The 23,583-nt window shown below is 68.6% G+C and carries 23 protein-coding genes and 3 tRNA genes; 12 read left to right on the top strand and 14 right to left on the bottom strand.

Annotated elements, in window-relative coordinates; all coding sequences use genetic code 11:
- Position 1 precedes the first annotated feature (1 nt).
- The 7 genes from ORV05_RS34720 to ORV05_RS34690 all read left to right on the top strand — a co-directional run bounded on the left by ORV05_RS34720 (position 2) and on the right by ORV05_RS34690 (position 6,746).
- A complete protein-coding gene (locus ORV05_RS34720) occupies positions 2–721 on the top strand; it encodes an ABC transporter permease (protein WP_268756094.1) in 720 nt (239 codons plus the stop codon).
- Positions 721–2,862 carry an FtsK/SpoIIIE domain-containing protein gene (locus tag ORV05_RS34715; RefSeq protein ID WP_268756093.1) on the top strand — a complete coding sequence of 714 codons (2,142 nt, stop codon included), beginning with the start codon at positions 721–723 and terminating at the stop codon, positions 2,860–2,862. Before ORV05_RS34720 ends, ORV05_RS34715 begins: the two co-directional genes overlap by 1 nt.
- A 141-nt stretch (positions 2,863–3,003) precedes the next feature.
- Positions 3,004–3,279, top strand: a complete 276-nt coding sequence (locus ORV05_RS34710; protein ID WP_268756092.1) for a hypothetical protein — start codon at positions 3,004–3,006, stop codon at positions 3,277–3,279.
- A 21-nt stretch (positions 3,280–3,300) separates the two neighbouring features.
- On the top strand, positions 3,301–3,813 hold the full coding sequence (locus ORV05_RS34705) for a hypothetical protein (protein ID WP_268756091.1): 513 nt from the start codon (positions 3,301–3,303) through the stop codon (positions 3,811–3,813).
- Positions 3,813–5,072, top strand: a complete 1,260-nt coding sequence (locus ORV05_RS34700) for a DUF3631 domain-containing protein (protein WP_268756090.1) — start codon at positions 3,813–3,815, stop codon at positions 5,070–5,072. Before ORV05_RS34705 ends, ORV05_RS34700 begins: the two co-directional genes overlap by 1 nt.
- 38 nt (positions 5,073–5,110) lie before the next feature.
- Positions 5,111–5,410, top strand: coding sequence for a helix-turn-helix domain-containing protein (locus ORV05_RS34695; protein WP_268756089.1), 300 nt, complete (start codon positions 5,111–5,113; stop codon positions 5,408–5,410).
- Positions 5,411–5,423: 13 nt separating this feature from the next.
- On the top strand, positions 5,424–6,746 hold the full coding sequence (locus ORV05_RS34690) for a tyrosine-type recombinase/integrase (protein ID WP_268756088.1): 1,323 nt from the start codon (positions 5,424–5,426) through the stop codon (positions 6,744–6,746).
- On the opposite strand, the gene ORV05_RS34685 is transcribed toward ORV05_RS34690, so the two are convergent.
- The 5 genes from ORV05_RS34685 to ORV05_RS34665 all read right to left on the bottom strand — a co-directional run bounded on the left by ORV05_RS34685 (position 6,718) and on the right by ORV05_RS34665 (position 8,623).
- The gene (locus ORV05_RS34685; RefSeq protein ID WP_268756087.1) at positions 6,718–7,611 is read right to left on the bottom strand and encodes a hypothetical protein; all 894 of its coding nucleotides are present in this window, start codon (positions 7,609–7,611) and stop codon (positions 6,718–6,720) included. The two genes, ORV05_RS34690 and ORV05_RS34685, sit on opposite strands and share 29 nt — an antisense overlap.
- Positions 7,612–7,742: 131 nt before the next feature.
- Positions 7,743–7,816, bottom strand: a tRNA-Phe gene (locus ORV05_RS34680).
- 31 nt (positions 7,817–7,847) lie between these two features.
- Positions 7,848–7,921 (bottom strand) — tRNA-Asp (locus ORV05_RS34675).
- A 15-nt stretch (positions 7,922–7,936) separates the two neighbouring features.
- Positions 7,937–8,009 (bottom strand) — tRNA-Glu (locus ORV05_RS34670).
- Between the two features lie 371 nt (positions 8,010–8,380).
- Positions 8,381–8,623, bottom strand: a complete 243-nt coding sequence (locus tag ORV05_RS34665; RefSeq protein WP_268756086.1) for a hypothetical protein — start codon at positions 8,621–8,623, stop codon at positions 8,381–8,383.
- 512 nt (positions 8,624–9,135) lie between these two features.
- Here ORV05_RS34665 and ORV05_RS34660 point away from each other — a divergent pair.
- Positions 9,136–9,549 (top strand): hypothetical protein, encoded by a 414-nt coding sequence (locus tag ORV05_RS34660; protein ID WP_144593232.1) that lies wholly within the window; start codon positions 9,136–9,138, stop codon positions 9,547–9,549.
- A gap of 84 nt (positions 9,550–9,633) precedes the next feature.
- Here the strand turns inward: ORV05_RS34660 and ORV05_RS34655 are convergent, their stop codons facing one another.
- Positions 9,634–9,837 (bottom strand): cold-shock protein, encoded by a 204-nt coding sequence (locus ORV05_RS34655; RefSeq protein WP_027941311.1) that lies wholly within the window; start codon positions 9,835–9,837, stop codon positions 9,634–9,636.
- A gap of 367 nt (positions 9,838–10,204) precedes the next feature.
- Between ORV05_RS34655 and ORV05_RS34650 the strand changes: the two genes are divergently transcribed.
- The 3 genes from ORV05_RS34650 (at position 10,205) to ORV05_RS34640 (ending at position 12,742) form a co-directional block, all read left to right on the top strand.
- Positions 10,205–11,440 (top strand): L,D-transpeptidase, encoded by a 1,236-nt coding sequence (locus tag ORV05_RS34650; protein WP_268756085.1) that lies wholly within the window; start codon positions 10,205–10,207, stop codon positions 11,438–11,440.
- Between the two features lie 352 nt (positions 11,441–11,792).
- A complete protein-coding gene (locus ORV05_RS34645; RefSeq protein ID WP_268756084.1) occupies positions 11,793–12,344 on the top strand; it encodes a SigE family RNA polymerase sigma factor in 552 nt (183 codons plus the stop codon).
- 2 nt (positions 12,345–12,346) lie between these two features.
- Positions 12,347–12,742, top strand: coding sequence for a hypothetical protein (locus ORV05_RS34640; protein WP_268756083.1), 396 nt, complete (start codon positions 12,347–12,349; stop codon positions 12,740–12,742).
- Positions 12,743–12,752: 10 nt separating this feature from the next.
- On the opposite strand, the gene ORV05_RS34635 is transcribed toward ORV05_RS34640, so the two are convergent.
- Entirely contained in the window at positions 12,753–12,920 is a 168-nt protein-coding gene (locus ORV05_RS34635) for a hypothetical protein (protein WP_268756082.1), read from the bottom strand.
- 98 nt (positions 12,921–13,018) lie between these two features.
- Positions 13,019–14,305: an MFS transporter gene (locus ORV05_RS34630; RefSeq protein WP_268756081.1), complete on the bottom strand. Its 1,287-nt coding sequence runs from the start codon at positions 14,303–14,305 to the stop codon at positions 13,019–13,021.
- A gap of 233 nt (positions 14,306–14,538) precedes the next feature.
- Between ORV05_RS34630 and ORV05_RS34625 the strand changes: the two genes are divergently transcribed.
- Positions 14,539–15,132, top strand: a complete 594-nt coding sequence (locus tag ORV05_RS34625; protein WP_268756080.1) for a PaaI family thioesterase — start codon at positions 14,539–14,541, stop codon at positions 15,130–15,132.
- Positions 15,133–15,177: 45 nt separating this feature from the next.
- Here ORV05_RS34625 and ORV05_RS34620 read toward each other — a convergent pair whose 3' ends face one another.
- The 6 genes from ORV05_RS34620 to ORV05_RS34595 all read right to left on the bottom strand — a co-directional run bounded on the left by ORV05_RS34620 (position 15,178) and on the right by ORV05_RS34595 (position 23,510).
- On the bottom strand, positions 15,178–17,853 hold the full coding sequence (locus tag ORV05_RS34620; protein ID WP_268756079.1) for a serine/threonine-protein kinase: 2,676 nt from the start codon (positions 17,851–17,853) through the stop codon (positions 15,178–15,180).
- Positions 17,854–17,856: 3 nt separating this feature from the next.
- Positions 17,857–18,822: a glutamate ABC transporter substrate-binding protein gene (locus tag ORV05_RS34615; protein WP_268756078.1), complete on the bottom strand. Its 966-nt coding sequence runs from the start codon at positions 18,820–18,822 to the stop codon at positions 17,857–17,859.
- A complete protein-coding gene (locus ORV05_RS34610; RefSeq protein ID WP_268756077.1) occupies positions 18,819–20,219 on the bottom strand; it encodes a hypothetical protein in 1,401 nt (466 codons plus the stop codon). The genes ORV05_RS34615 and ORV05_RS34610 overlap by 4 nt, the downstream gene beginning before the upstream one ends.
- Positions 20,220–20,497: 278 nt before the next feature.
- Positions 20,498–20,701, bottom strand: coding sequence for a cold-shock protein (locus ORV05_RS34605; protein ID WP_268756076.1), 204 nt, complete (start codon positions 20,699–20,701; stop codon positions 20,498–20,500).
- Positions 20,702–20,863: 162 nt separating this feature from the next.
- Entirely contained in the window at positions 20,864–21,802 is a 939-nt protein-coding gene (locus ORV05_RS34600; RefSeq protein WP_268756075.1) for an acyl-CoA desaturase, read from the bottom strand.
- A gap of 106 nt (positions 21,803–21,908) precedes the next feature.
- Positions 21,909–23,510, bottom strand: coding sequence for a thiamine pyrophosphate-binding protein (locus tag ORV05_RS34595; protein ID WP_268756074.1), 1,602 nt, complete (start codon positions 23,508–23,510; stop codon positions 21,909–21,911).
- Positions 23,511–23,583 lie beyond the last annotated feature (73 nt).

Raw genomic sequence — 23,583 nt, 5'->3', positions numbered from 1 at the left:
CGTGGCTGCTCTGTTGCCCCGGGTCCGGGCGTGGGTGGCGGACCTGGGTGCGGTCCCGTCCCGGAACCGGATCATGGCCGAGTTCAAGGTGGGCGCACCCAAGGCGCGAGCCATCTTGGCCGCACTCACTGACGAGAACCCGACACCCCCGCCGCCGCGGGCGTTGCACGCAGTCCCGGAACCCACTTCCGAACCGGACCCGGAGGTGGAGACCGAGCCTGCGGCGGAGGAGACGGAAGCGCAGGTCACGCCCGCCGCAGACCCGGTGCCGAATCCGGAACCGGTGAGGGTGTGGCCGGTGGTGCTGTTGGCGTTGCCGGCGTTCGTGGCGATCTGGGGCGGCTGGGTCGGCCTGGGTCGCTTGACCGGGTTCGGACCGATCCAGCTCCTCCCCGGGATCTGGGATGACCTCTCGTTCAACTCGGCGATCACGCTGCCGATTGGGGTCGAGGCCTATGCCGCGTTCGCCCTGCGGGTGTGGCTGTCCGGTTCGACCCGGTCCGGGCGGGCCCGGGAGTTCGCGAAGTGGTCCGCGTTCGCCTCCCTCGGCCTGGGCATGGCCGGGCAGATCGCCTACCACCTCATGGCGGCGGCCGCGGTCACGATCGCGCCGTGGCCGATCACCACCCTCGTGTCCTGCCTGCCCGTGGTCGTGCTCGGCTCCGGTGCCGCACTCGCACACCTACTGGCCAACACCAGCGATGCGGAGGTGACCGCCTGATGAACCCCACCCCTGGGGAAGGCGGCAAGGTGATCGCCTTCCCCACCACCAACCCGCCCGAGATTCTCGACGCCGAGCTGGTCGACGACCACACCCCGGTCCCGGTGGACACCCCTGCCGTGGATGGCTCGACTTGGCTGGAGCGGTTGCGTTCCCAGCAGCGGCAACCGATCCTCCCCAGCTACCTCACCTCACTGTCCGAGGCGAAGGAGGCGGGGAAGTGGGTGGCCCGACACTACGCCCACAAGGCGGGCTACCACCTGGCCCGCTCCCCCCTCTACGCACTCCGCCTGGCGGTCCGCTCCCCCAGGGGCCTGCTGCTCCTGGCCGTCGCGACCGGTCGGTGGGTGACCGACGCCGAAGGACGCCCCGCCCGCTCGGAGACCGCGACGGGCGACAAGGCCGAGCTGTACTTGAAGTTGTCGCAGCAGCGGGACCGGCGCGTGCAGTTGCGCTGGATCCAACTTGGCCTCGTCGCCGCCCTGGGCCTGGTCGCGTTCCTCGTCCTGCCGCACGTGCTGCCCGAGTGGGTGCTGTGGTCCTGCGCGGTGCTGGCGGTCGGGTTGCTGGGCAAGCTCGGCTCGCCGAAGGACAAGCCGGTGATCGCGTCGCGGGCGGTGTTGTCCGGGAAGGTGCAGAAGCTCACCAGTGACAGCGTCGTCCAGGCCCTGTCCGTGCTCGGGATCGCCGGAATCAACCAGGCGTTGGCGAAAAACCCCGACGCGATCGGGTTCCCCGCCCCCATCACGCGGGACGGTCCCGGCTGGCGAGCCGATGTCGACCTGCCGCCCGGGGTGACGGTCGCGGAGGTCATCGAACGCCGCGCGAAGCTCGCCTCCGCCCTCGGCCGCCCCCTCGGCTGTGTGTGGCCGGAGGGCAACGCCGAAATCCACCCCGGCCGGTTGGTGCTGTGGGTGGGGGATCAGGACATGTCCAAGTCCCGCCAACCCACCTGGCCCCTGCGCAAAACCGGAACCGTCGACCTGTTCCGGCCGCAGCCGTTCGGCACCGACCAGCGGGGCCGGTGGGTGGACATCACCTTGATGTTCGTCTCCATGGTCATCGGCGCCGTCCCCCGCATGGGCAAAACCTTCACCCTGCGCGAACTCTTGCTGATCGCGGGGATGGATGCGCGCGCCGAGTTGCACTGCTACGACCTCAAAGGCACCGGCGACCTCTCCCCCCTCGCACCCATCTCCCACCGCTACCGCGCAGGAGACGAACCCGACGACATCGCCTACGCCCTGGCCGACCTCCGCGCCCTGGCGGGCGAGTTGCGGCGGCGGGCCAAGGTGATCCGGGAACTACCGAAGGATCTGTGCCCGGAAAACAAGGTCACCCCCGAGTTGGCCGGTAAGAAGTCGCTCGGGTTGCACCCGGTCGTGCTGGGGGTGGACGAGTGCCAGAAATGGTTCGAACACCCCGACCACGGTGCCGAGATCGAGGAGATCGTGACCGACCTGGTCAAACGCGGCCCCGCCCTGGGATTCGTCACCCTCCTGGCCACCCAACGCCCCGACGCCCGCTCCATCCCCACCGCGATCTCCGACAATGCGGTGTTGCGGTTCTGCCTCAAGGTCACCGGGCAGCAGGCCAACGACATGGTGCTCGGCACCTCCTCGTACCGCAACGGCATCCGCGCCACCACCCTCTCCTTCCGCGACAAGGGCATCGGCTACCTCGTCGGCGAAGGCGACGAGCCACGCATCACCCGCAGCGTCTACCTCGACGGCCCCGACGCCGAACAGCTCGCGGCACGCGCCCGCACCACCCGCGTCGCTGTCGGGCGCCTGACCGGCTACGCCGCCGGACTGGACCTCACCCCCGACGAAGACGACGGCAGCACGCTGCTCACGGATGTGTTGGCCGCGATCGGCGATGCGGACAAGGCATGGTCGGAAGCCATCGTGGACCGGCTCGCCGAACTCCGCCCGGCCATCTACGGCCCGTGGGCTGATCTGCCGACCGGCAGTGCGAAGGCCACCCAGCTCGCCAGTGCGCTCAAGCCGTTCGGGATCTCCACGAAACAGGTGTGGGGCACCGACCCCGCCACCGGCAAAGGCGCCAACCGCATGGGCGTGAAACGCGACTGGATCGCCCAGGCACTCACCGAACGTGACCAACAACGGGGACACGGCTAACACCCGTGCGGGGCTCTAGGTCTAGAGCCTGCTGTCGCTAGGCCTAGAGCCCTCCCTAGACACCCCCAACACTCTCCACCAGCGCCCTAGCACCTAGAGGCGTCGCCCCCTCGCGCCCTAAAACCCTCCTGGAGGCACCCTGTGCACCCCCTCGACCACCCCACCGCCACCTTCATTCTCGCGCTCCTGATCGTCACTCTCTGCTACGTCTGGTCGTGTGCGGTCTACCCGTACAAGCCCTGTCGCTCCTGCGGCGGAGCGGGCCAGTTCCGGTCCCGGTTCATCCGCGCCCTCCGGCTCTGCCACCGCTGCGGCGGCACCGGCCGCACCCTCCGCCTCGGCCGCCGCGCCTACAACGCCCTCCACCGCGCCCACCGCCGCTACCGCGACACCCAACGGCGCAACGACAACCACTGAACCTCCGCGAAGGACCAAGCGATGACTTCCGCTCTGCTCGACCCGGAACGCCAGTTCCTCGGCTGCCTCATGCAACTCCCGCTCACCCACGCCCGCCGCGTGCTCACCGGCATGTGCCCCGGCGATCTCGCCGACCCCACGGCCTCGTTCGTGCTCCACCTCGCGATCCGGGCCGTGGCGAACGACCAGCGACCCGCGCCCGTCGTGTTGTTCGAGCACGCCCAGGAGATCGCCGAACGACCGCGGGCCTCGCGGCTGCGCGAGGTCGCGCTCTGGCTGGCGGACGTGTACCAGGCTGCTCCGGCCGCTCCTGTCGAACACGCTGCCTACCTCAAGGCGGTCGTGCTCAAAGCCGCCTGGCGCCGCGCCGTGGCCGAACACGCGCACCGACTGCTCCAAGCCGCCAGCGAGTCCGCAACCGGCGAGTTGCACGAACTGCTCGACGACACCACTGCAGTGGACGACTTGTGGTCCCGCTACCAAGCCGCCCGCAACCCCAACAGCGTCTCGGCGCGCCTGGAGGTGGCGGCCTGATGACCACCGAACCCACGCGGACGGGTGCCGAGTTGCTCGCCGAGCTCCACCAAGCGCTCACGCGCTACGTCGTGATGCCGTCCAAGCAGGCCACCGACGCCGTGACGCTCTGGATCGCCGCTACCCACGCCCAACCGGCCTGGGCCCACGCCCCGCGGCTGGTGATCCGGGCACCGGAGCGGCGCTGTGGCAAGTCCCGCCTGCTCGACGTCGTGGAGGCGACCTGTCACAACCCGCTGATCACCGTAAACGCCAGCCCGGCTGCGGTGTACCGGTCGATCACGCCGGACCCGCCGGTGTTGCTTGTCGACGAGGCGGACACGATCTTCGGACCGAAGGCGGACGGTAACGAGGACTTGCGTGGCCTGCTCAATGCCGGTCACCAGCGGGGCCGCCCGGCGCTGCGGTACGACGCTGCCACGCAAACCGTGGTCACCATCCCCACCTTTGCCATGGCCGCGCTCGCCGGGATCGGCGCCATGCCCGACACCATCGAAGATCGCGCCGTCGTCGTGCACATGCGCCGCCGCGCGGCAGGGGAGAAGGCTGCCGCCTACCGGTCCCGTCGCGACCGGGAACCCCTCCGGGCCCTGGCCGCGCAGCTCACCGAGTGGCTCCGCGCCGACCTCGCCACCCTCGAACGCACCGAACCCGAGATGCCCGTAGAGGACCGGGCCGCCGACACCTGGGAACCCCTCGTGGCAGTCGCCGATCACGCTGGCGGTGACTGGCCCGCCCGGGCCCGGGCGGCCGCAGTCGCCATGACCCGCGAGCACAACGAGACCGGCGAGGTATCCGACCGGCTCCGCCTCCTGATCGACTGCCGCACCGCCTTCCGAGAGGACCTCGCCCTCCCCACCGCGGAACTGCTGCACCGGTTGCGGACCCTGCCGGAATCCCCGTGGGGAGAGTTCGGGCCGACCGGGCTCACCGCCATGAAGCTCGGCACGCTCCTGCGCGAGTACGGCATTCGCTCGGCGACCATTCGCTTCCCCGGCAGCGGTCAGGCCAAGGGCTACCAGCGCGCCGAGTTCGCCGACGCCTGGGCCCGCTATTGCCCAGAACTCGACACACCGGAAGGGGGTGAGGCGTCCCAGCCGTACCAGCCTCAAAACCCCAGCTCAGAGCCGGTACGGCTTGACGCGTGGTACGGCTCAAGCCGTACCGGCAGAAAAGCCGTACCGCCCCTGACCAGCGAAAACGAGGCTGGTACGGCTGGGACGGCTCCCCCTCTCCGAGTCGTCGGCGAAGACGCCTGATCACCCCTGCACGCCCCGCGTCGAAAGGCCCATCACGAATGGCTACCGCCGCCGAAATCACCGAACTGGCCGCCACCCTGGCCAGGCTCGCCCGCACCATCGCAGAGCGCGAAACCGAAACCACCCCACCGCCGGTCCGGCCCTTGTCGGAGCGCGTGATGCTCACCGCCGAAGAGGCCGCCGAGCAGCTCGGTATCGGTCGAACGCTGATGTTCAAGCTGCTCCGCGCCGGCCAGATCGAATCGGTCCGCATCGGACGACTCCGCCGCGTGCCCGTCTCCGCAATCCGCGACTACGCGGCACGCCTCGTCGCTGGCACCAACCGCAACGCCGCCTGAGAGGGGAAAAACAGTGGCTCGCAGCAAGCGCCCGCAAGGAACGCGCAACCCGAACGGCGAGGGGAGTCTCTACTACAGCGAGTACGACGGATACTGGCACGCACGGGTGACCGTCGGCGTGCTGGACAACGGAAAGCCGGACCGACGCCACATCAAACGCCGTCGCGAAGATGACGCACGCGAGGAATACCGGAAGCTCCTGAACGAGCGAGACCAAGGAACCGTGCGCAGGAAGGGCCGTGACTGGACCGTCGAGGCATGGCTACGCCACTGGGTGGAGAACATCGCTCCGCTGACCGTTCGGTACAAGACACTGCGCGGCTACCAAACCGCCGTGCATAGGCACCTGATTCCCGGCGTGGGAGCCCACCGCATGAAGCGGATCGAGCCGGACCACTTCGAGAAGCTCTACGCGAAGATGCTGGAATCCAAGCTCAAGCCGGGTACCGCGCACCAAGTGCATCGAACGGCCCGCACCGCCTTCGGTGAGGCTGAACGGCGCGGGATCATCATGCGCAACCCGGTGGCCCTCGCCAAGGCTCCGCGTGTGGAAGAGGAGGAGGTCGAACCCCTCGAAGCCGACGAAATTCAGCGACTCCTGTCGGCCGCGCTTCGCCGACGCAACGGCGTGCGGTACGTCATCGCGCTCGCTCTCGGCGCGCGCCAGGGCGAAGCGCTGGGCATGAAGTGGGCCAACCTCGACGAGAGGAGGAAGACACTTCGGGTGAGGAAGGCCCTCCAGCGGCAGAAGTGGCAGCACGGCTGCACCCACCCGCACACATGCGGGTCGGACTACCACCGAGCGGAGAAGTGCAAGCAGCCCTGCAATAAGCACACCCGGCCCTGCCCGGAGCCCTGCGCGCCGGACTGCACGGAACACGCCCGGATGTGCCCGCAACGGACGGGCGGGGGCCTCGTCGAGGTCGACGTGAAGTCGAGGGCTGGCCGTCGAACCTTCCCGCTGCCCGACGAACTGTTCCACCTCCTGATGAAGCACAAGGAGCGGCAAGCGCTTGAGCGCGAGCGCGCCGGCACCGAGTGGCACGACGGAGACTGGATCTTCACTCAGCCGAACGGCAAGCCGCTCGATCCGCGGGCGGACTACGGCGAGTGGAAGGTGCTTCTCTCGGAGGCTGGCGTCCGAGAGGCGCGCCTGCACGACGCCCGGCACACCGCGGCCACCGTGCTCCTCGTCCTCGGCGTGCCTGACCGGACGGTGATGGACCTCATGGGCTGGTCCACGGTGTCGATGAAGGCGCGCTACATGCACGTGACAGACGCGATCCGGCGGGACGTCGCCGACCAGCTCAACGGGTACTTCTGGGCGAATCCATAGAACCTGCCTGGCCGACGGTGGACTCGAGGACGCCTTCGCGCCTTGAGTCCACCAATCGGCCGGGCGTGGTCGCCAGCAGGTTGTCGCCAGTGACGAGGAGGTGCCGCGCGGAAATCAACACGTGCTGAACAAGCTGCATCGTGCCCAAACTCGTCTCGGCAATGTTCCTGAGGCTCGCGCGAGCTGGCACCTCCCTCACCAGCGAAAAGGGGTCATGGTAGTTGCCCAGGGTGGCAAGCGCGTCCCGGTGTTCAACGATCGCATCTCCGAGGTCCCGGAGACTAAGCACCAAGGCAACATCGCCGACAGACTCGAGTTGTCGGACGTAACTCAACAGGCGTTCCTGCAGGAGGCTCTGCTGTTTCGGGTATCCAGCAGGGTTCATCGCGAAGGCGTGACCGACCAGTTCCTCGAGAGCTTGCCGACCGTCCTGAGGCAGTTCAACATCAGGGACAACTCCTCCACTACCACCTCGAACCATCAGGATCGTCCGGTCTGGCTGGACCGCTAGTTCCTCCCAGAGCTGTATGCAGCGCTCTACATCTGCCAAGAACGGCCGGCTGCCATCGAGCGCGAAACGCGCCACAAGGAGGCTGCGCAGCTCCTGCCAAGTAGGACGCATGCGGTCCAAAGTCTGGTCGCGCAGCCGGTTCATCTGAACCTCATGCGCGCGCGAGACGGAGCGGTCAACAAACAAACTGATCAACACAGCGCCTAGTGGAATCGCCGGAACGCCGGCGATCACGTTCGACATCAGCGAGTGCTCAGAGAGCCACTCCCGCGCCACCGTGTCCAACCACAAGCATGCAGCAATGAGCGCCGCACTCACAGTGAGCAGGAGCACGTTCATCCGGACCGGCAGCATGGCAAACATCATCCACCAGGGCGCTCACAAACAGAGCCCTCGAAGGTCAACTGAGACCCTGTTTGAACACCCGGGAACGCCAAACGGCCCCCACCGTTGCCGGTGGAGGCCGTTTGTGCTGGTCTGCAAAGTGGCCAGGGCCGGGGTCGAACCGGCGACCTTCCGCTTTTCAGGCGGACGCTCATACCAACTGAGCTACCTGGCCGGAAACGCCGGCTACGTGCCAGACGCTGTTGCGACCCTGACGGGACTCGAACCCGCGACCTTCGCCGTGACAGGGCGACGCGCTAACCAACTGCGCCACAGGGCCTTGCTTTGTACTGCGTACTCCCAACGGGATTCGAACCCGCGTTGCCGCCTTGAAAGGGCGGAGTCCTAGGCCGCTGGACGATGGGAGCTCGATCGATTTCGGCGAACCGACCGACCGCGCTCTCAGGTCCCCCCGGGAGCGATTACAAGCATAGGGCACGCCATCAGGGCGTTCAAAGGGGGTATCCCTTAAGCCTCGAACAGGGCTCCCACCTGCGCAGATGCCCTCAAGCTACCCCCGCCCGCAGGCCATTTCAGCGCCAAACCCACCACTGTGTGGCCGGTCACTCTTTTGAGACCCCGCCCGACCCTCTGACGGGGACGCCGAAGAGGCCGCTACCAGGGGCGACGGCCTGGGGTAGGTAAATCGATTGCTGCAGGTCGAAGGCCGCCGGTAGGTTCGCGGCGCGGGCCGTTCAGGGGTGCGACCAGGGGGCGGACCCCTGAACGGCGCCAACTCTCACCGCTGCGCGGGGAGTTCGCCGTCCTCGTCGGGGATCAGACCGAGCATGTCCAGCAGGAGCGCACAGTCGTCGGCGTCGAGCGCGCCGGCCGCCACCGCAAGCCGCGCCCGGCGGACCTGATCGTCGGACACGCGCGGAGCCTCCGTCTGACCGGAGCGCTGCGACGGCACACCCCCGCTGCCCGCGTCGGCGCCGTCGTATCGCAGGAGGAACTGCCGAACTTCCACGGACCCGCTCATAGCTCCTCCATCGACAGCTCGTTCAAAGCGACTTCGCCGCGAGGCTAGCGAGCCAAAACAGTGCGACACAGCCCCCCGCAGAGTGAACCTGACAGTGATGGATGCCCACGCTCAGCCACCATCACGGATGAACGGCCGACGACGATCAAATGACGGACAGGGTGATTTTTTCGGGGTCAGCACTCGCGTTGAGCGCCGAAGTCATGTAACAATCGACCTGCTGACACACCCCCGGTCAGCGCCTGTGGAGATCCCCTCCGGCCCCCGCGTTCCTCCCCCTGGCGCGGGGGCCTCTCCATTTCCACCCCCACCCCGAGTTTGGTCGGTTTCCCACCATTGCGTCCGGTGAACGCGTTGCCTTATCACGTTTTTCCTGGGGCAATGACAGTTCGTGAACCAGCTATTGCGACATGTGGGTGTCAGTCGGCCCCAGCACCGTCACCACAACCACTCAAGGCGTGTCTTGGGTCACATTCGGGGGCGCGGCGAGATCCAAACGTTATCGTGTCCGGGTGCCTCTTCCCTCTTTAGGACGCCGCGGCAACACCCGGAACGATCTCAAGCCGGTCAGCCCCGGCCGTCACCGCAACGGCCCCGCCAAGGAGGACGAGGGCGCGGCCGAAGATCACGAGCTCACCAGCTACCTCGCCGCGCTCGCCCCCGAGTCCGCCCCGGAAAGCACGGGCACGGGCAAGCGCTTCGGCGAGGCGCAGGTCTACCAGCTCCGCATGAACCTGGTCGCCAGCGCCCAGCTGCGCGACCTCGCGCAGGAACGCGGCACCTCCCCGCAGGCGCTCGCCCGGGACTGGGTCCTCGAACGCCTTTCCTGGGAGGCGCAGGCCGCCTCGTCGGAACGACGGCAGTTCGCCGACCACGACGGCATCGCGGACACCGACCAGCACTTCTTCGGCAAGAGCCTGAGCTGATCAGGCCCCAAGCGGCCCACGGAGAAGAACAGGCCCCCGGCGGATCACCGCCGGGGGCCTGCGACGTTCATGGGGCAGGGGGCGTCAGATGACGCGCACCTTCTGGGCCTGCGGGCCCTTCTGGCCCTGGCCGACCTCGAACTCGACTCGCTGGTTCTCCTCGAGGGTGCGGAAGCCGCGCCCGTCGATCTCCGAGTAGTGGACGAAGACGTCGCCCTCGCCACCGTCCTGGGCGATGAAACCAAAGCCCTTCTCGGCGTTGAACCACTTCACAGTGCCTTGCGCCACCGCTTTACTCCTCGTTACATCCGCATCGGGCCCCGCCGTGGCGGTGACCCGGGCCGCCCCGGGCGGTTCCAACGAGACGAGCAAAGAGCGTGTTCGGCTCAGGGCTCGCGTCAGAAGTTCCGCGAGTGTGAAGCCACTAACACGCAAAACGACGGCCTAGTGGGCAGCCTACCGGGATCTGGCGAAATCTGAACCCCTTTGCCGACCCCTTCGCCGAAGTCACCGGAACGTCGTACACGAGCGGCCCGCCCTGGACCCCGACCTACCCGATAGGCTGATGATCGCGCCCGCCTCCTATCGCTTGTGTGACCTCGATCACACCTTCGAGTGTCAACGGCTACCCCTGGTCGGGCGTCTTCTGGGGCAAATGGGGAGAAGGGGCACAGACGTGAGCACACAGAGCATCGGACGCCGCATTCCGGCCGCCCTGATCGGGTTAGGACTGGCCGCGGTTCTCGGCCTGACGGGCTGCAGCAGCGGGTCCGACGCGACGGCCACGACCAGCACCAGCACCAGCGCGCGACCCGCCGGCGGGGCCGAAGGGGTCGCGGTCGCGCCCGCGAAGCTCACCACGCAACCGACCGCCGGGGCCACGGACGTCGCACCCGGCGACCCGGTGAAGGTCAGCGTCGTCGACGGCGAGATCCAGAACGTGTCGCTGTCCAACCCGGACGGCAAGCAGGTCGCCGGCCAGATCGCGGCCGACAAGCACAGCTGGACCGCCACGGAACCACTGGGCTACGGAAAGACCTACACGTTCTCCGGCACCGCGACCGGTACCGACGGCAAGCCCGCGGCCCTGTCCGGCTCGTTCACCACGGTCACGCCGAAGCGCCAGATCTCGGCCAGCCTCAACGTGGGCGACGGGCAGACCTACGGCATCGCGATGCCGATCGCGCTCACCTTCAGCAGCAAGGTCACCGACAAGGCCGCCGTCGAGCACGCGCTGACCGTGGAGACCACCCCGAAGACCGAGGGCTCGTGGGCCTGGCTGTCGGACACCCAGGTGCACTGGCGGCCGAAGGAGTACTTCCAGCCCGGCACCACGGTGAAGGTTGCCGCGCACGTGTACGGCGTGAAGATGGGCGACGGCACCTACGGCAAGTCCGACATCACCTCGGCCTTCTCCATCGGCCGCTCGCAGATCGTCAAGGGTGACACGCGCACCCACCGCATGCAGGTGATCCGGGACGGCCAGCAGATCGCGGACTACCCGGTCAGCTACGGACTGGACTCCGACCCGGGCCGCGTCACGCACAGCGGCATCCACGTGACGATGGAGAAGTACACCATCAAGTCGATGAGCAACCCGCGCTACGGCTACACCGACGTCAACGTGCCGTGGGCGGTGCGGATCTCCAACAACGGCGAGTTCATCCACGGCCTGGCAGGCACCGTCTCCGTGCAGGGCAAGGCGAACGTGTCGCACGGCTGCCTGAACCTGTCTCCGGCGAACGCCAAGCAGTACTACGACGGCGTGCTCACCGGCGACCCGGTGGAGATCATCGGCAGCACCCAGCAGCTGGGGCCCGAGGACGGCGACTACGCGGACTGGACGTACTCGTGGGCGGACTGGACGAAGATGTCCGCGCTCAACCACTGAAAATTCGATGCAACCCCGCGGCCATCGCCGTGCATGTCTCACCGTGACGGTGTCGCATCGGGCGACACCCCATCTCTGGGAGGACATGTGCTCAGCACACGGATGCGGATCGGCCTGGCCGCGGGGGCTTTCGTGATCGTCGCCGGGGCCGTCACCGGGACGGCCCTGGCGGCCTCGGGCGGAACCCAGGCTCCCGAGCCCTCGACCTCGGCTCCCATGCCGAGCACGGCGATCTCGACCTCAGCCCCGGCCCAAACGCCCTCCACCTCGGCTCCAGCCCCCATGCCCAGCACGGCGATCTCGACCTCAGCCCCGGCCCAAACGCCGACCGTGATGCCGCAGCCGAGCACGCGTGGCCACTGACCGAAGTAGGTCCGGGCGGACTTCGTCGTGGGACGATGAGTTCGCCCGGTTCTTCGGCGAGCGGGCACATTCCCTGCGGGCGACGGCCTACCTGCTGTGCGGGGACTGGCATCACGCCGAAGACATCACCCAGGCCGCGCTGCTCAAGCTCTACCTTGCCTGGCCTCGGCTCGATCACCGGGACGCTCTCGACGCCTACGCGCGTAAGACAGTGCTGCGCACCTTCCTGGCCGAACGGCGACGGCCGTGGCGGCGCCGGGAACAGCCGGCCGAAACCCTGCCCGAAACGGGCACCGAGCCAGGAGGGCCGGAGCAGCGCCTCCTTGTGCTGAAAGCGCTCTCGGCGGTGCCGCCGAAACAGCGCGCGGTCCTTGTTCTGCGGTACTGGCACGACTTGAGCGTCGACGAGACGGCCGCCGAACTGGGCTGTTCGACCGGGAACGTCAAAAGCCAGAGCGCGCGGGGGCTGGCCGCCCTCCGGCAGCGGCTCGGCCCTCAGTTCCACGAGATCCTCGAAGCCGCCACCAGGAAGGGGAGGTGACCATGTCCGATCCCGAGATCCACCGGCTGCTGGCGTCCACCGGCGCCGAGCAGGGACCGCCGCTGGGCATCGACGCCTCCGGGATCATCCGGCGCGGTCACCTCGTCCGGCGCCGTCGCAAGCGTCTCGCCGTGTTCGGCAGTGCCGTGGCGACCGGTGGCGCGGTGGTCGCGATCGCGCTGGTGGCCGCGGGACGTCCGCCCGCGCCGCCGCCGGTTCCGCCCGCCGCGCCCGTGTCATTGAAACCCGTCCCGATGACCACCAGTCCGCCCTCGACCATCGAGCAGACCGCTCGGGTGACCAGCGGGCCGACGCCCGACGCTGGAGCCGCGACGACGCGGAGCCAGCGGGGCGGGCCTACGGCCTCGACCAGTGCCGCCGCGCCACCGGGCCACTGAGCGGATCCGCTCAGAGCACGTGACCGTCCACTTCGGATAGCCGAGGCCTGGTCGGCCGGTCCGGTTCCGCGGACGGCCCTTCGTCGAGCACCGGGGGCACCGGGGTCATCTGCTGGGTCATGTCGTCGAGCAGGCGAGCGGCCTCCGCCACTCCCGCCGATTCCGTCCTGTCGCTCATTCGCCGCTCTCCTCCCGTGCGGTGCCCCCTATCTTGCCGCCACCGCCGGTACGCCTCAACGCGAGGGACCGCGCCCGGGCGGGGCGCGGTCCACCGCGTCAACGTGCCTCGGCGCGAGCCGCCTCGGGCACGCCCTGCACCTCGATGCGCGCCATCGGCACCCGCGCGGTCTCCGGAATCCGGAGGATCGGGACCAGCGCGATCCCGGCGGCGAGCATCAGGTAGAACGCGGGCCAGTCCCCGTTGCCGGTGGCGTGGATCAACGCCGTGACGATCACGCCGCAGGTTCCGCCGAACAGCGAGGTCGACACGTTGTACCCGATGGCGAAGGAGCCGTAGCGCACGCGCGTGGGGAACATGGCCGGGAACGTCGAGCCGATCACCGCGAGCATCAGCACCAGCAGCAGTGCCACCACGCCGAAACCCACCACCAGCAGGGCGATGTTGCCGCTCTGCATCAGCTTGATGCACGGGTAGCTCAACACGATGTAGCCCACCGCCGCGGTGATGAGCAGGGGCTTGCGGCCGACGCGGTCGGACAGCGCCCCGAGCGGCGCGATGATCGCCAACTGCACGACCTCCACCCCGATCACGATCATCGTCGCGGTGTTGTCGTTGATGTGCAACGTGTCGGTGAAGTACGTGGGCATGGTCGTCAGCAGCATGTAGTCGGCGACGTTGAGCAGGAGCACGATGCCGACCAGGTTGAGGATCATCCGCCAGTTGCGGACCAGAGTTTCCTTCAGCGGCGCCTTTTCCGCCTTCTCGCCCGCCTTTTCCAGGCGCCGGAACTCGGGGGTGTCCTCGAGTTTCGAGCGCAGGTACAGACCGATCAGGCCCAGCGGCAGCGCCACGAAGAACGGTATCCGCCACGCCCAGCTTTCCACCTGCTGGGCGGTGAACGACAGGGTCACCAGCAGCACCACGGAATTGCCCAGCACATACCCGATGAGCGTGCCGATTTCCAGGAAACTGCCGAAGAATCCGCGCCGCCGGGTCGGCGCGTACTCGGCGATGAAGGTTGCCGCCCCGCCGTACTCACCCCCGGTGGAAAAGCCCTGCACCAGCCTCAGCAGCAGGACCAGCACCGGAGCGGCCGCGCCGATCGCGTACCCGCCCGCATAGGTCGGGAGGCAGCCGACCAGGAAGGTGCAGCCGGACATGAGCAGGATGGTGATCGCCAGCACTCGCTGGCGGCCGATCTTGTCGCCCAGCGGGCCGAAGAACGCCCCGCCGAACGGCCGGACCACGAAACCGATCGCGACCAGCGCGAGCGACTTCAGCACCGCGTTGTGGTCCCCGGGAAAGAAAACCGTGCCGATCGTGGTGGCGATCGCGCCCGAGGTGAACACACCGTAGTCGTACCATTCTGTTGCGTTACCCATCGCGGAGGCGATGACCGCGCGTTTCACCGTTCTCTGGTCGATTTCCCCTACTTGAGCCGCTGCTTCCGTCATACTCCCCGACCTCCTCCTCGCGTTTCGTGCCAGCGATCAAGATGGTGACCATAGTGGCCCACCGTGCCATTGGTGGTAATTTTCCTTCCAATCGTGCTCTCTGTCTCCTCAAAGGCGGGGTGGCACGGGGCATTCCGGGCAGGCCGAGTTACTTTGGTCCGATGAGCGAGGCATCTCAGACGCGCAGGCCGGCGCCGCCCTGGCCCCCGGTGGCCACCGAACGGCCGGGGACGCACCCCGACGCGCCCGGCCCGGGCACCAAGCTGGAGATGCACTACGAGGAGTGCTTCGGCTGCGGCGAACTGGACAGCGGCCTGCACCTGAAGTCGACGGTGGGCGAGCAGGCACACGTGCATTCGCAGTTCACCGTCACCGAGGCCCATCAGGGCGCGCCGGGCCTTGCCCACGGCGGCCTACTGGCCTGCGCGTTCGACGAGGCGCTCGGCGCCACGGTGGGAAACCTGCTGCGCAAGCCCGCGGTGACCGGCAAGCTGGAAACCGATTTCGTCCAGCCGGTCCCGGTCGGTTCGACCCTGTTCATCACCGCCCGCCTCGACGGCGTGGCCGGACGCAAGATCTATGCCAGCGCCGAGGGACACCTGGGTGCGGAGGACGGCCCGGTGGCGGTCCGCGCCCGCGCCCTGTTCGTCGAGGTCGGCTTCGAACACTTCACCACGCACGGCGACCCCAACGCGCTGGACAAGTTCCGCCGCACCCACGACCGTCCGCGCGGTGACTGGGACATCAACCCGTAGCGAGCGGTTCGGGCACTTCCACCAGAAGTGCCCGAACCGCCGGTTTCAGGTGAGTGTGCGGGGACGGATCGCGTTGGCCCGGTCGACCAGCGCGATGCGGTCCTCCGCGGTGTGCGAGAGGCGGGCCAGCGTGCGGTAACACCGCTCCAGGCCGAAACGCACGTCCCGCTCGGACAGCGTGCAACCGAGCACCGTGGTCGGCGTCCGGTACCCCGCCGGGGCGGACTTGACCCACTGGAACGCCGCTTCCAGTACCTCGGCCGACAGCCGGGTCCGGCGTTCCGCGTCCAGGACCAGGCGCTCCAGGCGCGCCCCCGCCTCGGCGAGATCGGCCTCGGTCAGCGAGCCGTCGCCGGTCACCTGCGTCTTGATCTTGATCGCCGCCACCTGTGCCGCCACGTAGTGCGTGGACGACGGCGGCACCGACTCGAGCACCTCGACCGCGCTGGTTCGCGCGCCCTGCGCGAGGTACACGCGCGCCAGCCCGAAGGCTGCGCTCACGTACGAACGATCCGTGCGCCACACCAGCTCGTAGAGCCGGGAGGCTGCGAAATAGTCACGAACTCCCTCGGCGCTGACCGCCAGCGCGAGCTTCGGCGCGATCTCGCCGGGCAGATCGTCGTACACCGCTTCGAAGGCCACCTGGGCGACCCGCTGCCGCCCGCCGGCGAGTTCGATGAGCCCGCGGTGCCAGTCGATCCGCCAGTCGTGCGGGTAGCCCGCCCGGATGGCCAGGTACTGCGCGGCCTGCAACTGGCGGTTCGCTTCGGCCAGTTCGCCCAGCTCGATCCGGGCCCGCACGATGCGCAACCGCACCTCGATGGACTGCCGGGGCGCTCCCGCCAGCGCGTCGATGGCGCCCTGCGGGTCGAGCGCTGTGGTCGTGGCCAGCACACCGGCCGCCGCGTCGCTGGTGTCCACCTGCGGAATGGGCAGGCCGGCCACCACCTCCAGCGGGTCGGGCAGCGGGACGGGCTTGCCCGGCTCGGGGACCACGATGTCCACCCCGAAGGTGTTGGTCTCCGGACCGAACACAGTGGACACACCGGGACGCGCTTTTCCGGTCCCCATGGCCATGATCTCGCGCAGTACTCCGGCGAGCTGGTCGGCCATGTCCTCCGCGGTGATGAACCGGCGGTCCGGGTCGCGGTGGGTGGCGCGCTTGAGGAACCGGTGGTAGGAACCGAAAAGCTTGAACAGCGGCACCTCGTCCGGCGAGGGCAGCGTGTCCTTGTACTTGGTGGTGTAGCCGTTGAACTCGAAGCTCAGCACCGCCAGCGTGCGACCCACGGTGTAGAGGTCCGACGCCACGGAGGCGCCGTGCGTGGCCAGTTCCGGGGCGGCGTAGCCGGTGGTGAAGAACAGCGGGCTCGAGTAGTCGTCGAGGCGCCGCACCGCACCCATGTCGATCAGCTTGAGCTGCTCGTGGGTCTGGATCACGTTGTCCGGTTTGAGGTCGCAGTACAGCAGGCCCTGGCTGTGCAGGTAGCCGAGCGCGGGCAGGATCTCCAGTCCGTAGGCGATCACCTGGGCGATCGGCAGCGGTTCCGGCCGCCCGGCCTGCTTGTAGTGCGCCAGCGCGAGTTGGCGCAGCGACTGACCGCCGACGTACTCCATCACGATGTAGCCGACGGAGTGCCCGGTCTTGGGGTCCGGGTGCTGCACGAAGTTGTAGATCTTGACGATGTTCGGGTGTTCGACCTCGGCCAGGAACCGGGTTTCGTTCACCGCGGCGGCGAGCGCGGTCGCGTCCCCGGTGTCGATCAGTCCTTTGAGGACGACCCAGCGGTCGTTGACGTTGTGGTCCTGTGCGAGGTAGATCCAGCCGAGACCACCGTAGGCGAGCGCGCCGAGCACTTCGTACTGGCCGCCGACGAGATCGTGCGGGCGGAGTTTGGGCAGGAACGAGTACGGCGTACCGCACTTCTCGCACAGACCCTCGGGTCCGCTGTCGCCACGGCCGACCTTGGCCGAGCAGTTGCTGCAGTACCGCTTCTCTTCCGAGACCACGGGGTTGGCGAGCACCGCGGAGGCCGGGTCGCGGTAGGGCACCGGCGGGACCTCCACCAGTCCCGCACCGAGACGCCCTCGGCGCGAGGTGCGGCGGCCGCTGCGCCGCCCGGTGCCCGGATGCGCCCCGGTGCCCGTTCCGGTGCCGGTCCCGGGGCCCGTTCCGGTGCCGGTCCCCGTGCCCGGATGCATGCCCTCGCTGGTTCGTTCCGGCAGCACGCTTTCGGTGCCGGGATCGGGCAGTTCCACCCCGCTGCCGGGAGAGACCCGGGGAGCGGGCGGCATGATGCTCTGGGTCGGCGGTGCCGGTGCGGCGAGCACGCTGGTCAGCTGGGGTTCCGGTGGTTGCTGCCGCGGTGCCGCCGGAACCTGTGGACCGGGCCGCGCACCCGAGCGTGCTTCCTGGGCGGACAGCACAGGGGGTCCGGGGGGCGCGGGAGGTGCAGGCGGCGCGGGGGGCGCGGGCGGGCGGATGAACCGCGTGGCCTCGCGCTCGGACATCGGCGGCGGTGCCCCCTGTGCCGAGCCCGGTGCCGGTCGCGAGGCCGTCCCAGGTGCCGGTGGCGGGTTCGACGGTGACGGTGCGGGTCCCGAGCCCGTGAGCTCGTTCGGCGACCGCGTCCACCCCGTGTCGCGGTGCTCGTCGAGCTGCCCCGAAACGGGCTCGTTGTCCGGCGCGGCGTGCCGGGGGCGACGAGGCTCTTCGGACATCACTTAACCCCCACTGTAGGAAACGGTCGGCGGGGACGCGTGCCCGAGCACGGGCGCGATCCACTGGTCGTAGTTCGTCTGCCAGGTTCCGTTGCTCTTCACCGACTCCAGCACCGAGTTGACGAACCGGACCATGTCCTCCTGGCCCTTCGGGATCCCCACCCCGTACAGCTCCTTGGTGAACGGGGCGCCGACCACGGCGACGTTCGGGTCCTGCTTGGCCATCCCGGCCAGAATGACGTCATCGGTGGAAATGGCGTCCACCTGGCCCTGCTGCAGCATCACCAGGCAGTCGGACCAGTTGCTCACCGACACCGGGATCGGCTTCGATGCGGCCTTGGCGATGGTGCTCAGCGAAGTGGAAGTCTTGGTGGCGCAGACCTTCTTGCCCCCGAGGTCGTCGAGCCCCCTGATCCCGGAGTCCTTCGGCACGAGCACACGCTGGCCCGCCTGGTAGTAGGCGGCCGAGAAGTTCACGTCCTTCAAGCGGGCACAGGTGATGCTGTAGGTCCGCACCACGATGTCCACGGCATTGGACTTGAGCACGTTGTCCCGCTCCGAAGAGGGAATCGTGATCCACTGGACGTGCCCCTGCCAACTGCCGAAGAGCGCGGTCGCGATGGCCTTGACGATCTCGATGTCGAACCCTTCGAGATTGCCGTTGGCGGGGTTGAGGAATCCGAACAGGTAAGTGGTCTGGTCGACCGCGGCGATCAGGCGGCCGCGGCGCTGGATCTTCGCCATCGTGGAGCCGGACGTGATGGACGAGCTCGGCGGCAGGCTGTTCATGTCGCAACCGCCCGAGCTCGGCCCGCTGCTCGTCGGGTCCGCGCCGCCGACGTTCGCGGGCTGCGGCTGCCCGACGGTCCCGACCGGCGCCGGGTCGACCGGGATGCCCGCTCCCGCACAGCCGGTGGCCAGCAGGGCGAGCGCCGCGACCAGGGCGCCGAGCCTTCTTCGTGTGCTCACCGGTACTCCCTCAGCCGGTCACGGATACCGATCGTCACGCCCGCGGCGGCGACGACGGACAGCACCGCCACACCCGGGGCCAGCAGGGTCAGCGCCCGACCTCCGCTCGAGGTCTCGGTCAGGAAGTTCTGCCGTCCGATGTTGATCGCCTTGACCAGCGCTTCGTCCAGTTTGGTGAAGGAGGCGGCGGGGCCGTTCACCTGCGAGGCGTCCATCGCCTGCTTCACGGCGGTGGCGTAGTCACCGCCGTCGTCCTTGGCGCGGACGTCCTTGTGCGCGGCCTGCCAGTCGTTCACGGCGGCCAGCGCCACATCGATCTGTTTGTCCGCGTCCCCGGTCATCACGTCCTTGGCCTGCCTGAGCAGAGAACCGACGATCGGCGAAAGGTACTTGTAGTCCTGCTCGTAGCTGGCCCCGTCGCCCCGGGCGACCAGCGTGAGCAGTTCGTCGGCGCGGGCCTGCACGGCACCGCTGCGCGCCTGGACGAGCACGTCCACCGGGTGGCTCCCGTCGTCGCGGCCGCCGCCGACCAGCACGCTCTGCACGATCAGCGCGACCGAACCCCACAGCAGCGCGATCACCATCGCGCAGGTGCCGACCACCAGCCCGATGTTGAGCAACCGGTTGGTGCGCCGGGTCAGGTACACCTGGGTCACGATCAGCGCGGCGAGCAGGACCACCAGCAGCACCGTGGTGAACCAGGGGAAGCCCCGGGCGTCGTCCTGCTCGGCGACCAGTCGTGCGGTATCGATGCGATAGAGATCCGCCGCGGCGGGCAGGATCGTCGTCCGCATCAGGTTCGACGCTTCGCGCAGGTAGGAGGCGCCGACCGGGAAGCCCAGCCGGTTGTTGGTGCGCGCCGTCTCGATCTTGCCGGTGTAGACGGGCAGGTTGCGGCTGATCACGTCGACCTTCGCCGCGGCGTCCGCGACGCCCTCCGCGTCCGACGCGGCCTTGGCCAGTGCCGCGCCCGCGCGGGCGATGTCCACGTCGTAACGGTCACGCAGGACCTGCGGCTCCGTGCCGGTCACCAGGAAAGCGCTTGCAGCAGTGGCGTCGGCGTCCGAGAGCGAGCGGTACACCTCCTGAGAGGCGGCTGTCAGCGGTTCGCGATGCTCGGTCAGGTCGTTGAGGGTGCTCTGCTTGCCCTGCACCATGACGGTGCCGACCAGGCCGGTGAGCAGCGTCAGCAGCACCAGGACGCTGCCGATCACGGTCAGCCTGCCCGGGCTCGTGCGCACCGAGCGCATCAGGCCGCGGGCCGCGGCGACCGGCAACTCGATCAGCCCGGCGAAACCGGTGCGAGTAGCCTCAGGCGAGCCGACGGGCGCCGGTGCCGGAGGCTGCTCCGTCACGGGTGCGCCCGGCCCCCCAGGCCGCGTCGCGGTGCTCGTCATCAAATCCACCCCTCGCCCGGAGACCACCCGCATGAAGGTATCCGAGGCGCCGTGGGCACCGCCATCGACTCCTGCGCTTTCCCTGCTCGAACAGGGAAGATGAACCGGCATCGGACAAAGGCGTTATTGATATGTGTCTTGCCGGTTGCCGTCGGCGAGCCGGGATCACGTTGGGGGAAAAACACCGACAGGCATGCTGTGCGACACCTCACACCTTACCGGGACACGGCAGGAGCCCCCGCCTCGTCGAGGCGGGGGCTCCTTGTCGAAAGCTTGTGTCAGATGATGCTGACCGAGGTGGCCTGCGGGCCCTTCTGGCCCTGGCCGATCTCGAACTGCACGCGCGAGTTCTCCTCCAGGCTACGGAAGCCGTTGCCCTGGATCTCCGAGTAGTGCACGAACACGTCGCCACCACCGTTGTCGGGAGTGATGAAGCCGAACCCCTTCTCGGAGTTGAACCACTTCACAGTGCCCTGAACCATAAAAGATATCTCCAAATACAGCAAACAAAACGAGAACACCGTGCCGGTGCTCCGGGTCACTACGAGACGGTTTGCTCTCCCGAAGGGGAAACCACTGCGCCCGCTAAGTCTTGCGAGCGTGGGTAAACACGAACACAAAAGCTTGAGACCACCATCAGTACATCACAGATCCGGCCGGAACGCCAACCGTTGAAGCCGATCGGGTGTGGGCCAGCGCACCTGGCGGACCCAGCCGAGCCTTTCGAAGATCCAGATCAGCCGGGCGGTGATGTCGATCTGCCCCCGCCCCACCCCGTGCCGAGCGCAGGTCGGGTCCGCGTGGTGCAGGTTGTGCCAGGCCTCGCCGAAGGAGAAGATCGCCAGCGGCCAGAAGTTCGCCGCCCGGTCCCGGCTCGCGTAGGGACGCTCCCCGATCATGTGGCAGATCGAGTTGACCGACCAGGTCACGTGGTGCAGCAGCGCGACCCGCACGAACCCGGCCCAGAAGAAGGCCGTCACCCCGCCCCAGACCGACCAGGTCAGCAGGCCGCCGAGCACACCGGGGAGCAGGAAGGTCAGCGCCACCCACAGCGGGAACAGGCGGTCGACGGTGCGGATGTCGCGGTCGGCGAGCAGGTCCGGCGCGAACCGTTCGGCGTTGGTCACGTCACGTTCGAACAGCCAGCCCATGTGGGCGTGCCAGAAGCCCCGTGCCAGCGCCTTCGGACTGGTACCGAACAGCCACGGGGAGTGCGGATCGCCCACGCGGTCGGAGAAGGCATGGTGGCGCCGGTGGTCGGCCACCCAGGTGGTGACCGGCCCCTGGGCGGAGAGGTTCCCGGCGATCGCGAGTGCGATGCGCAGCGCCCGGCCGGTCTTGAACGAGCCGTGCGTGAAGTAGCGGTGGTATCCGGCCGTGACGCCGAGTCCGGACACGACGAAGAAGAACGCGCCGAGGCCGATGTCCAGCCAGCTCAACCCCCAACCCCAGGCGAAGGGCACCGCCGCGGCGAGGGCCAGCAGCGGCAGCAGCACGAAGACCTTGACCGTGACGTGCTCGGACAACGACCTCGTGCCGGAAATGATCGGCTTCGGTTTCCGTACCGGAGTTTCCAGAGACATATGAGGAGACCAGTTTTCACGTTTTGGTACGCAGCAACGAAATTTCAACGTACGTGAGCGGCGGGGAAAACGCGAGCGGACCCCACCCCTATCTCGCGGAATTGGTTCAGTTCGGGCGAGGCCGTGGGAACAGCGCACTGAGCCGGATGTCGGGCGCGACCACGTCCGGGTCGGTGCGCACGTCGATCACCGTCGGCCGCTGGTGGTGCAGCGCCCTGCTCACCGTGGGTTCGAGCTGTTCGGGCGATTCGACCGTGTAGCCCACCGCGCCGAAGGAACGCGCCCACGACGCGAAGTCGATGATGCCGAGCGAAACCCCCGACAGCCGCCCGTGGGTACGGGCCTGGTGCATCGCGATCTCGCCGTAGATACCGCTCTGGATCACCACGACGATGATCGGAACCCGGTACCGCACCGCGGTCTCCAGCTCCTGGCCGGTCATCATCGCGCTGGCGTCCCCCACCATGGCGACCACCGTGCGCTGGGGCGCGGCGAGCTTCGCGGCGACCGCGGCGGGCACCGCGTACCCCATCGCACGGGCCGAGGGCCCGAGCTGGGTGTGCGGAGCGGTGAAGCACCAGTACCGGTGCACGAAACCGGCGAAGTTGCTGGAGTCGGCGGCCACGATGGTGTCTTCGGGCACCACCTTGCGCACCGCGCGCACCACCTCGGCCGGGTGCACCAACGCGTTGCCGCGGGTGTCCGGCGGGGTCATGAACGTGTGGGTCCCCGCGTTGGCCGCGGAACTGCGCCGCGCCCTCGGCTCCGCGACCGCGCACAGCTCTCGGAGGAACGGGCCGATCTCGCAGTCGATCCGGACGGTCAGGCCGCGGCGGCGGGTCGGCACCGGGTTGGGCCCGATGACCACGAGGGTCTGGCTGGGGCCCGGGTACCGGTGGTTCTGGGTGGTGACCTCGTCGAGCCGGGCACCGAGGGAAAGCACCAGGTCCGCCCGCGCGAGCGCGTCCAACTGCCGGGGCGGGATGCCGATCCCGAGGTGCCCGGCGTAGCGGGCGTGGTTCTCGGGGAAGGCATCCTGCCGCCGGTAGGCGTTGTACACGGACAGACCGAGCTTGTCGGCCGCGACGATCAGCTCGTCGCGGGCCTGGCGCGCACGGCTGCCCGCGATCACCACCGGATGGCGGGAGTCCGCGAGCAGCCCGGCGACCTCGTCGGCCGAGCGCAGCAACGCACCCGACCGCTCCGGGGGCGGTTCGGGCGCGGGCAGGGGGGCGTCGAACGGCACGCCCCAGAAGTCGGCCGGGACGGCGAGCACGGCGGGCCCGCGCCGGCCTCGCTGGACCTCCGTGAGCGCCTGGGCGAGCAGCGCCGGCACCTCACCGGGGGTGGTCGCCCTGGCGAGCCACTTCGCGAACGGGCGGAAGAAGGCCAGCTGGTCCAGTTCGTCGTCCCCGCCGCCGACGAGGTTCATCGATGGCGGGTCCGCGAGCAGCACGATCAGCGGGGTCTCGTCCTCGCAGGCGGTGTGCAGGCCGGTGGCGAAGTGGTACACGCCCGGTCCCCGGCTGCCGAGGAGCAGGGCAGGCCGGTCCCGCAGCTTGCCCTCGGCCTCGGCCATGAAGGCCACGGCGGACTCGTGCCGCGCGGCAACCAGCCGCAGGAGGGGTTCGACCTGGATCGCGTCGAGAAGCTCCAGGAAGGAGTCAGCGGGCACGGTGTACGCGTTCCGTACACCGGCGTCGACCATTACCCGGACCGCGGCCTGAGCGACGGTCCATCCTCGCTGATTCGTGATGACACAAGGTAATCAAGCGCGCCTA

The sequence above is a fragment of the Amycolatopsis cynarae genome, assembly GCF_026802195.1.
Lineage (GTDB): Bacteria > Actinomycetota > Actinomycetes > Mycobacteriales > Pseudonocardiaceae > Amycolatopsis_E > Amycolatopsis_E rhizosphaerae.
Note: the sequence above shows the minus strand (reverse complement) of the source record. Positions and strands in the feature narration are given on the sequence as shown.

Coding starts and splice junctions, on each gene's coding strand:
- ORV05_RS34715 (WP_268756093.1), top strand. CDS start 721: ATGAACCCCACCCCTGGGGAAGGCGGCAAGGTGATCGCCTTCCCCACC.
- ORV05_RS34705 (WP_268756091.1), top strand. CDS start 3,301: ATGACTTCCGCTCTGCTCGACCCGGAACGCCAGTTCCTCGGCTGCCTC.
- ORV05_RS34700 (WP_268756090.1), top strand. CDS start 3,813: ATGACCACCGAACCCACGCGGACGGGTGCCGAGTTGCTCGCCGAGCTC.
- ORV05_RS34695 (WP_268756089.1), top strand. CDS start 5,111: ATGGCTACCGCCGCCGAAATCACCGAACTGGCCGCCACCCTGGCCAGG.
- ORV05_RS34685 (WP_268756087.1), bottom strand. CDS start 7,611: ATGCTGCCGGTCCGGATGAACGTGCTCCTGCTCACTGTGAGTGCGGCG.
- ORV05_RS34665 (WP_268756086.1), bottom strand. CDS start 8,623: ATGAGCGGGTCCGTGGAAGTTCGGCAGTTCCTCCTGCGATACGACGGC.
- ORV05_RS34650 (WP_268756085.1), top strand. CDS start 10,205: ATGGGGAGAAGGGGCACAGACGTGAGCACACAGAGCATCGGACGCCGC.
- ORV05_RS34640 (WP_268756083.1), top strand. CDS start 12,347: ATGTCCGATCCCGAGATCCACCGGCTGCTGGCGTCCACCGGCGCCGAG.
- ORV05_RS34635 (WP_268756082.1), bottom strand. CDS start 12,920: ATGAGCGACAGGACGGAATCGGCGGGAGTGGCGGAGGCCGCTCGCCTG.
- ORV05_RS34630 (WP_268756081.1), bottom strand. CDS start 14,305: ATGGGTAACGCAACAGAATGGTACGACTACGGTGTGTTCACCTCGGGC.
- ORV05_RS34625 (WP_268756080.1), top strand. CDS start 14,539: ATGAGCGAGGCATCTCAGACGCGCAGGCCGGCGCCGCCCTGGCCCCCG.
- ORV05_RS34620 (WP_268756079.1), bottom strand. CDS start 17,853: ATGTCCGAAGAGCCTCGTCGCCCCCGGCACGCCGCGCCGGACAACGAG.
- ORV05_RS34610 (WP_268756077.1), bottom strand. CDS start 20,219: ATGACGAGCACCGCGACGCGGCCTGGGGGGCCGGGCGCACCCGTGACG.
- ORV05_RS34605 (WP_268756076.1), bottom strand. CDS start 20,701: ATGGTTCAGGGCACTGTGAAGTGGTTCAACTCCGAGAAGGGGTTCGGC.
- ORV05_RS34600 (WP_268756075.1), bottom strand. CDS start 21,802: ATGTCTCTGGAAACTCCGGTACGGAAACCGAAGCCGATCATTTCCGGC.
- ORV05_RS34595 (WP_268756074.1), bottom strand. CDS start 23,510: ATGGTCGACGCCGGTGTACGGAACGCGTACACCGTGCCCGCTGACTCC.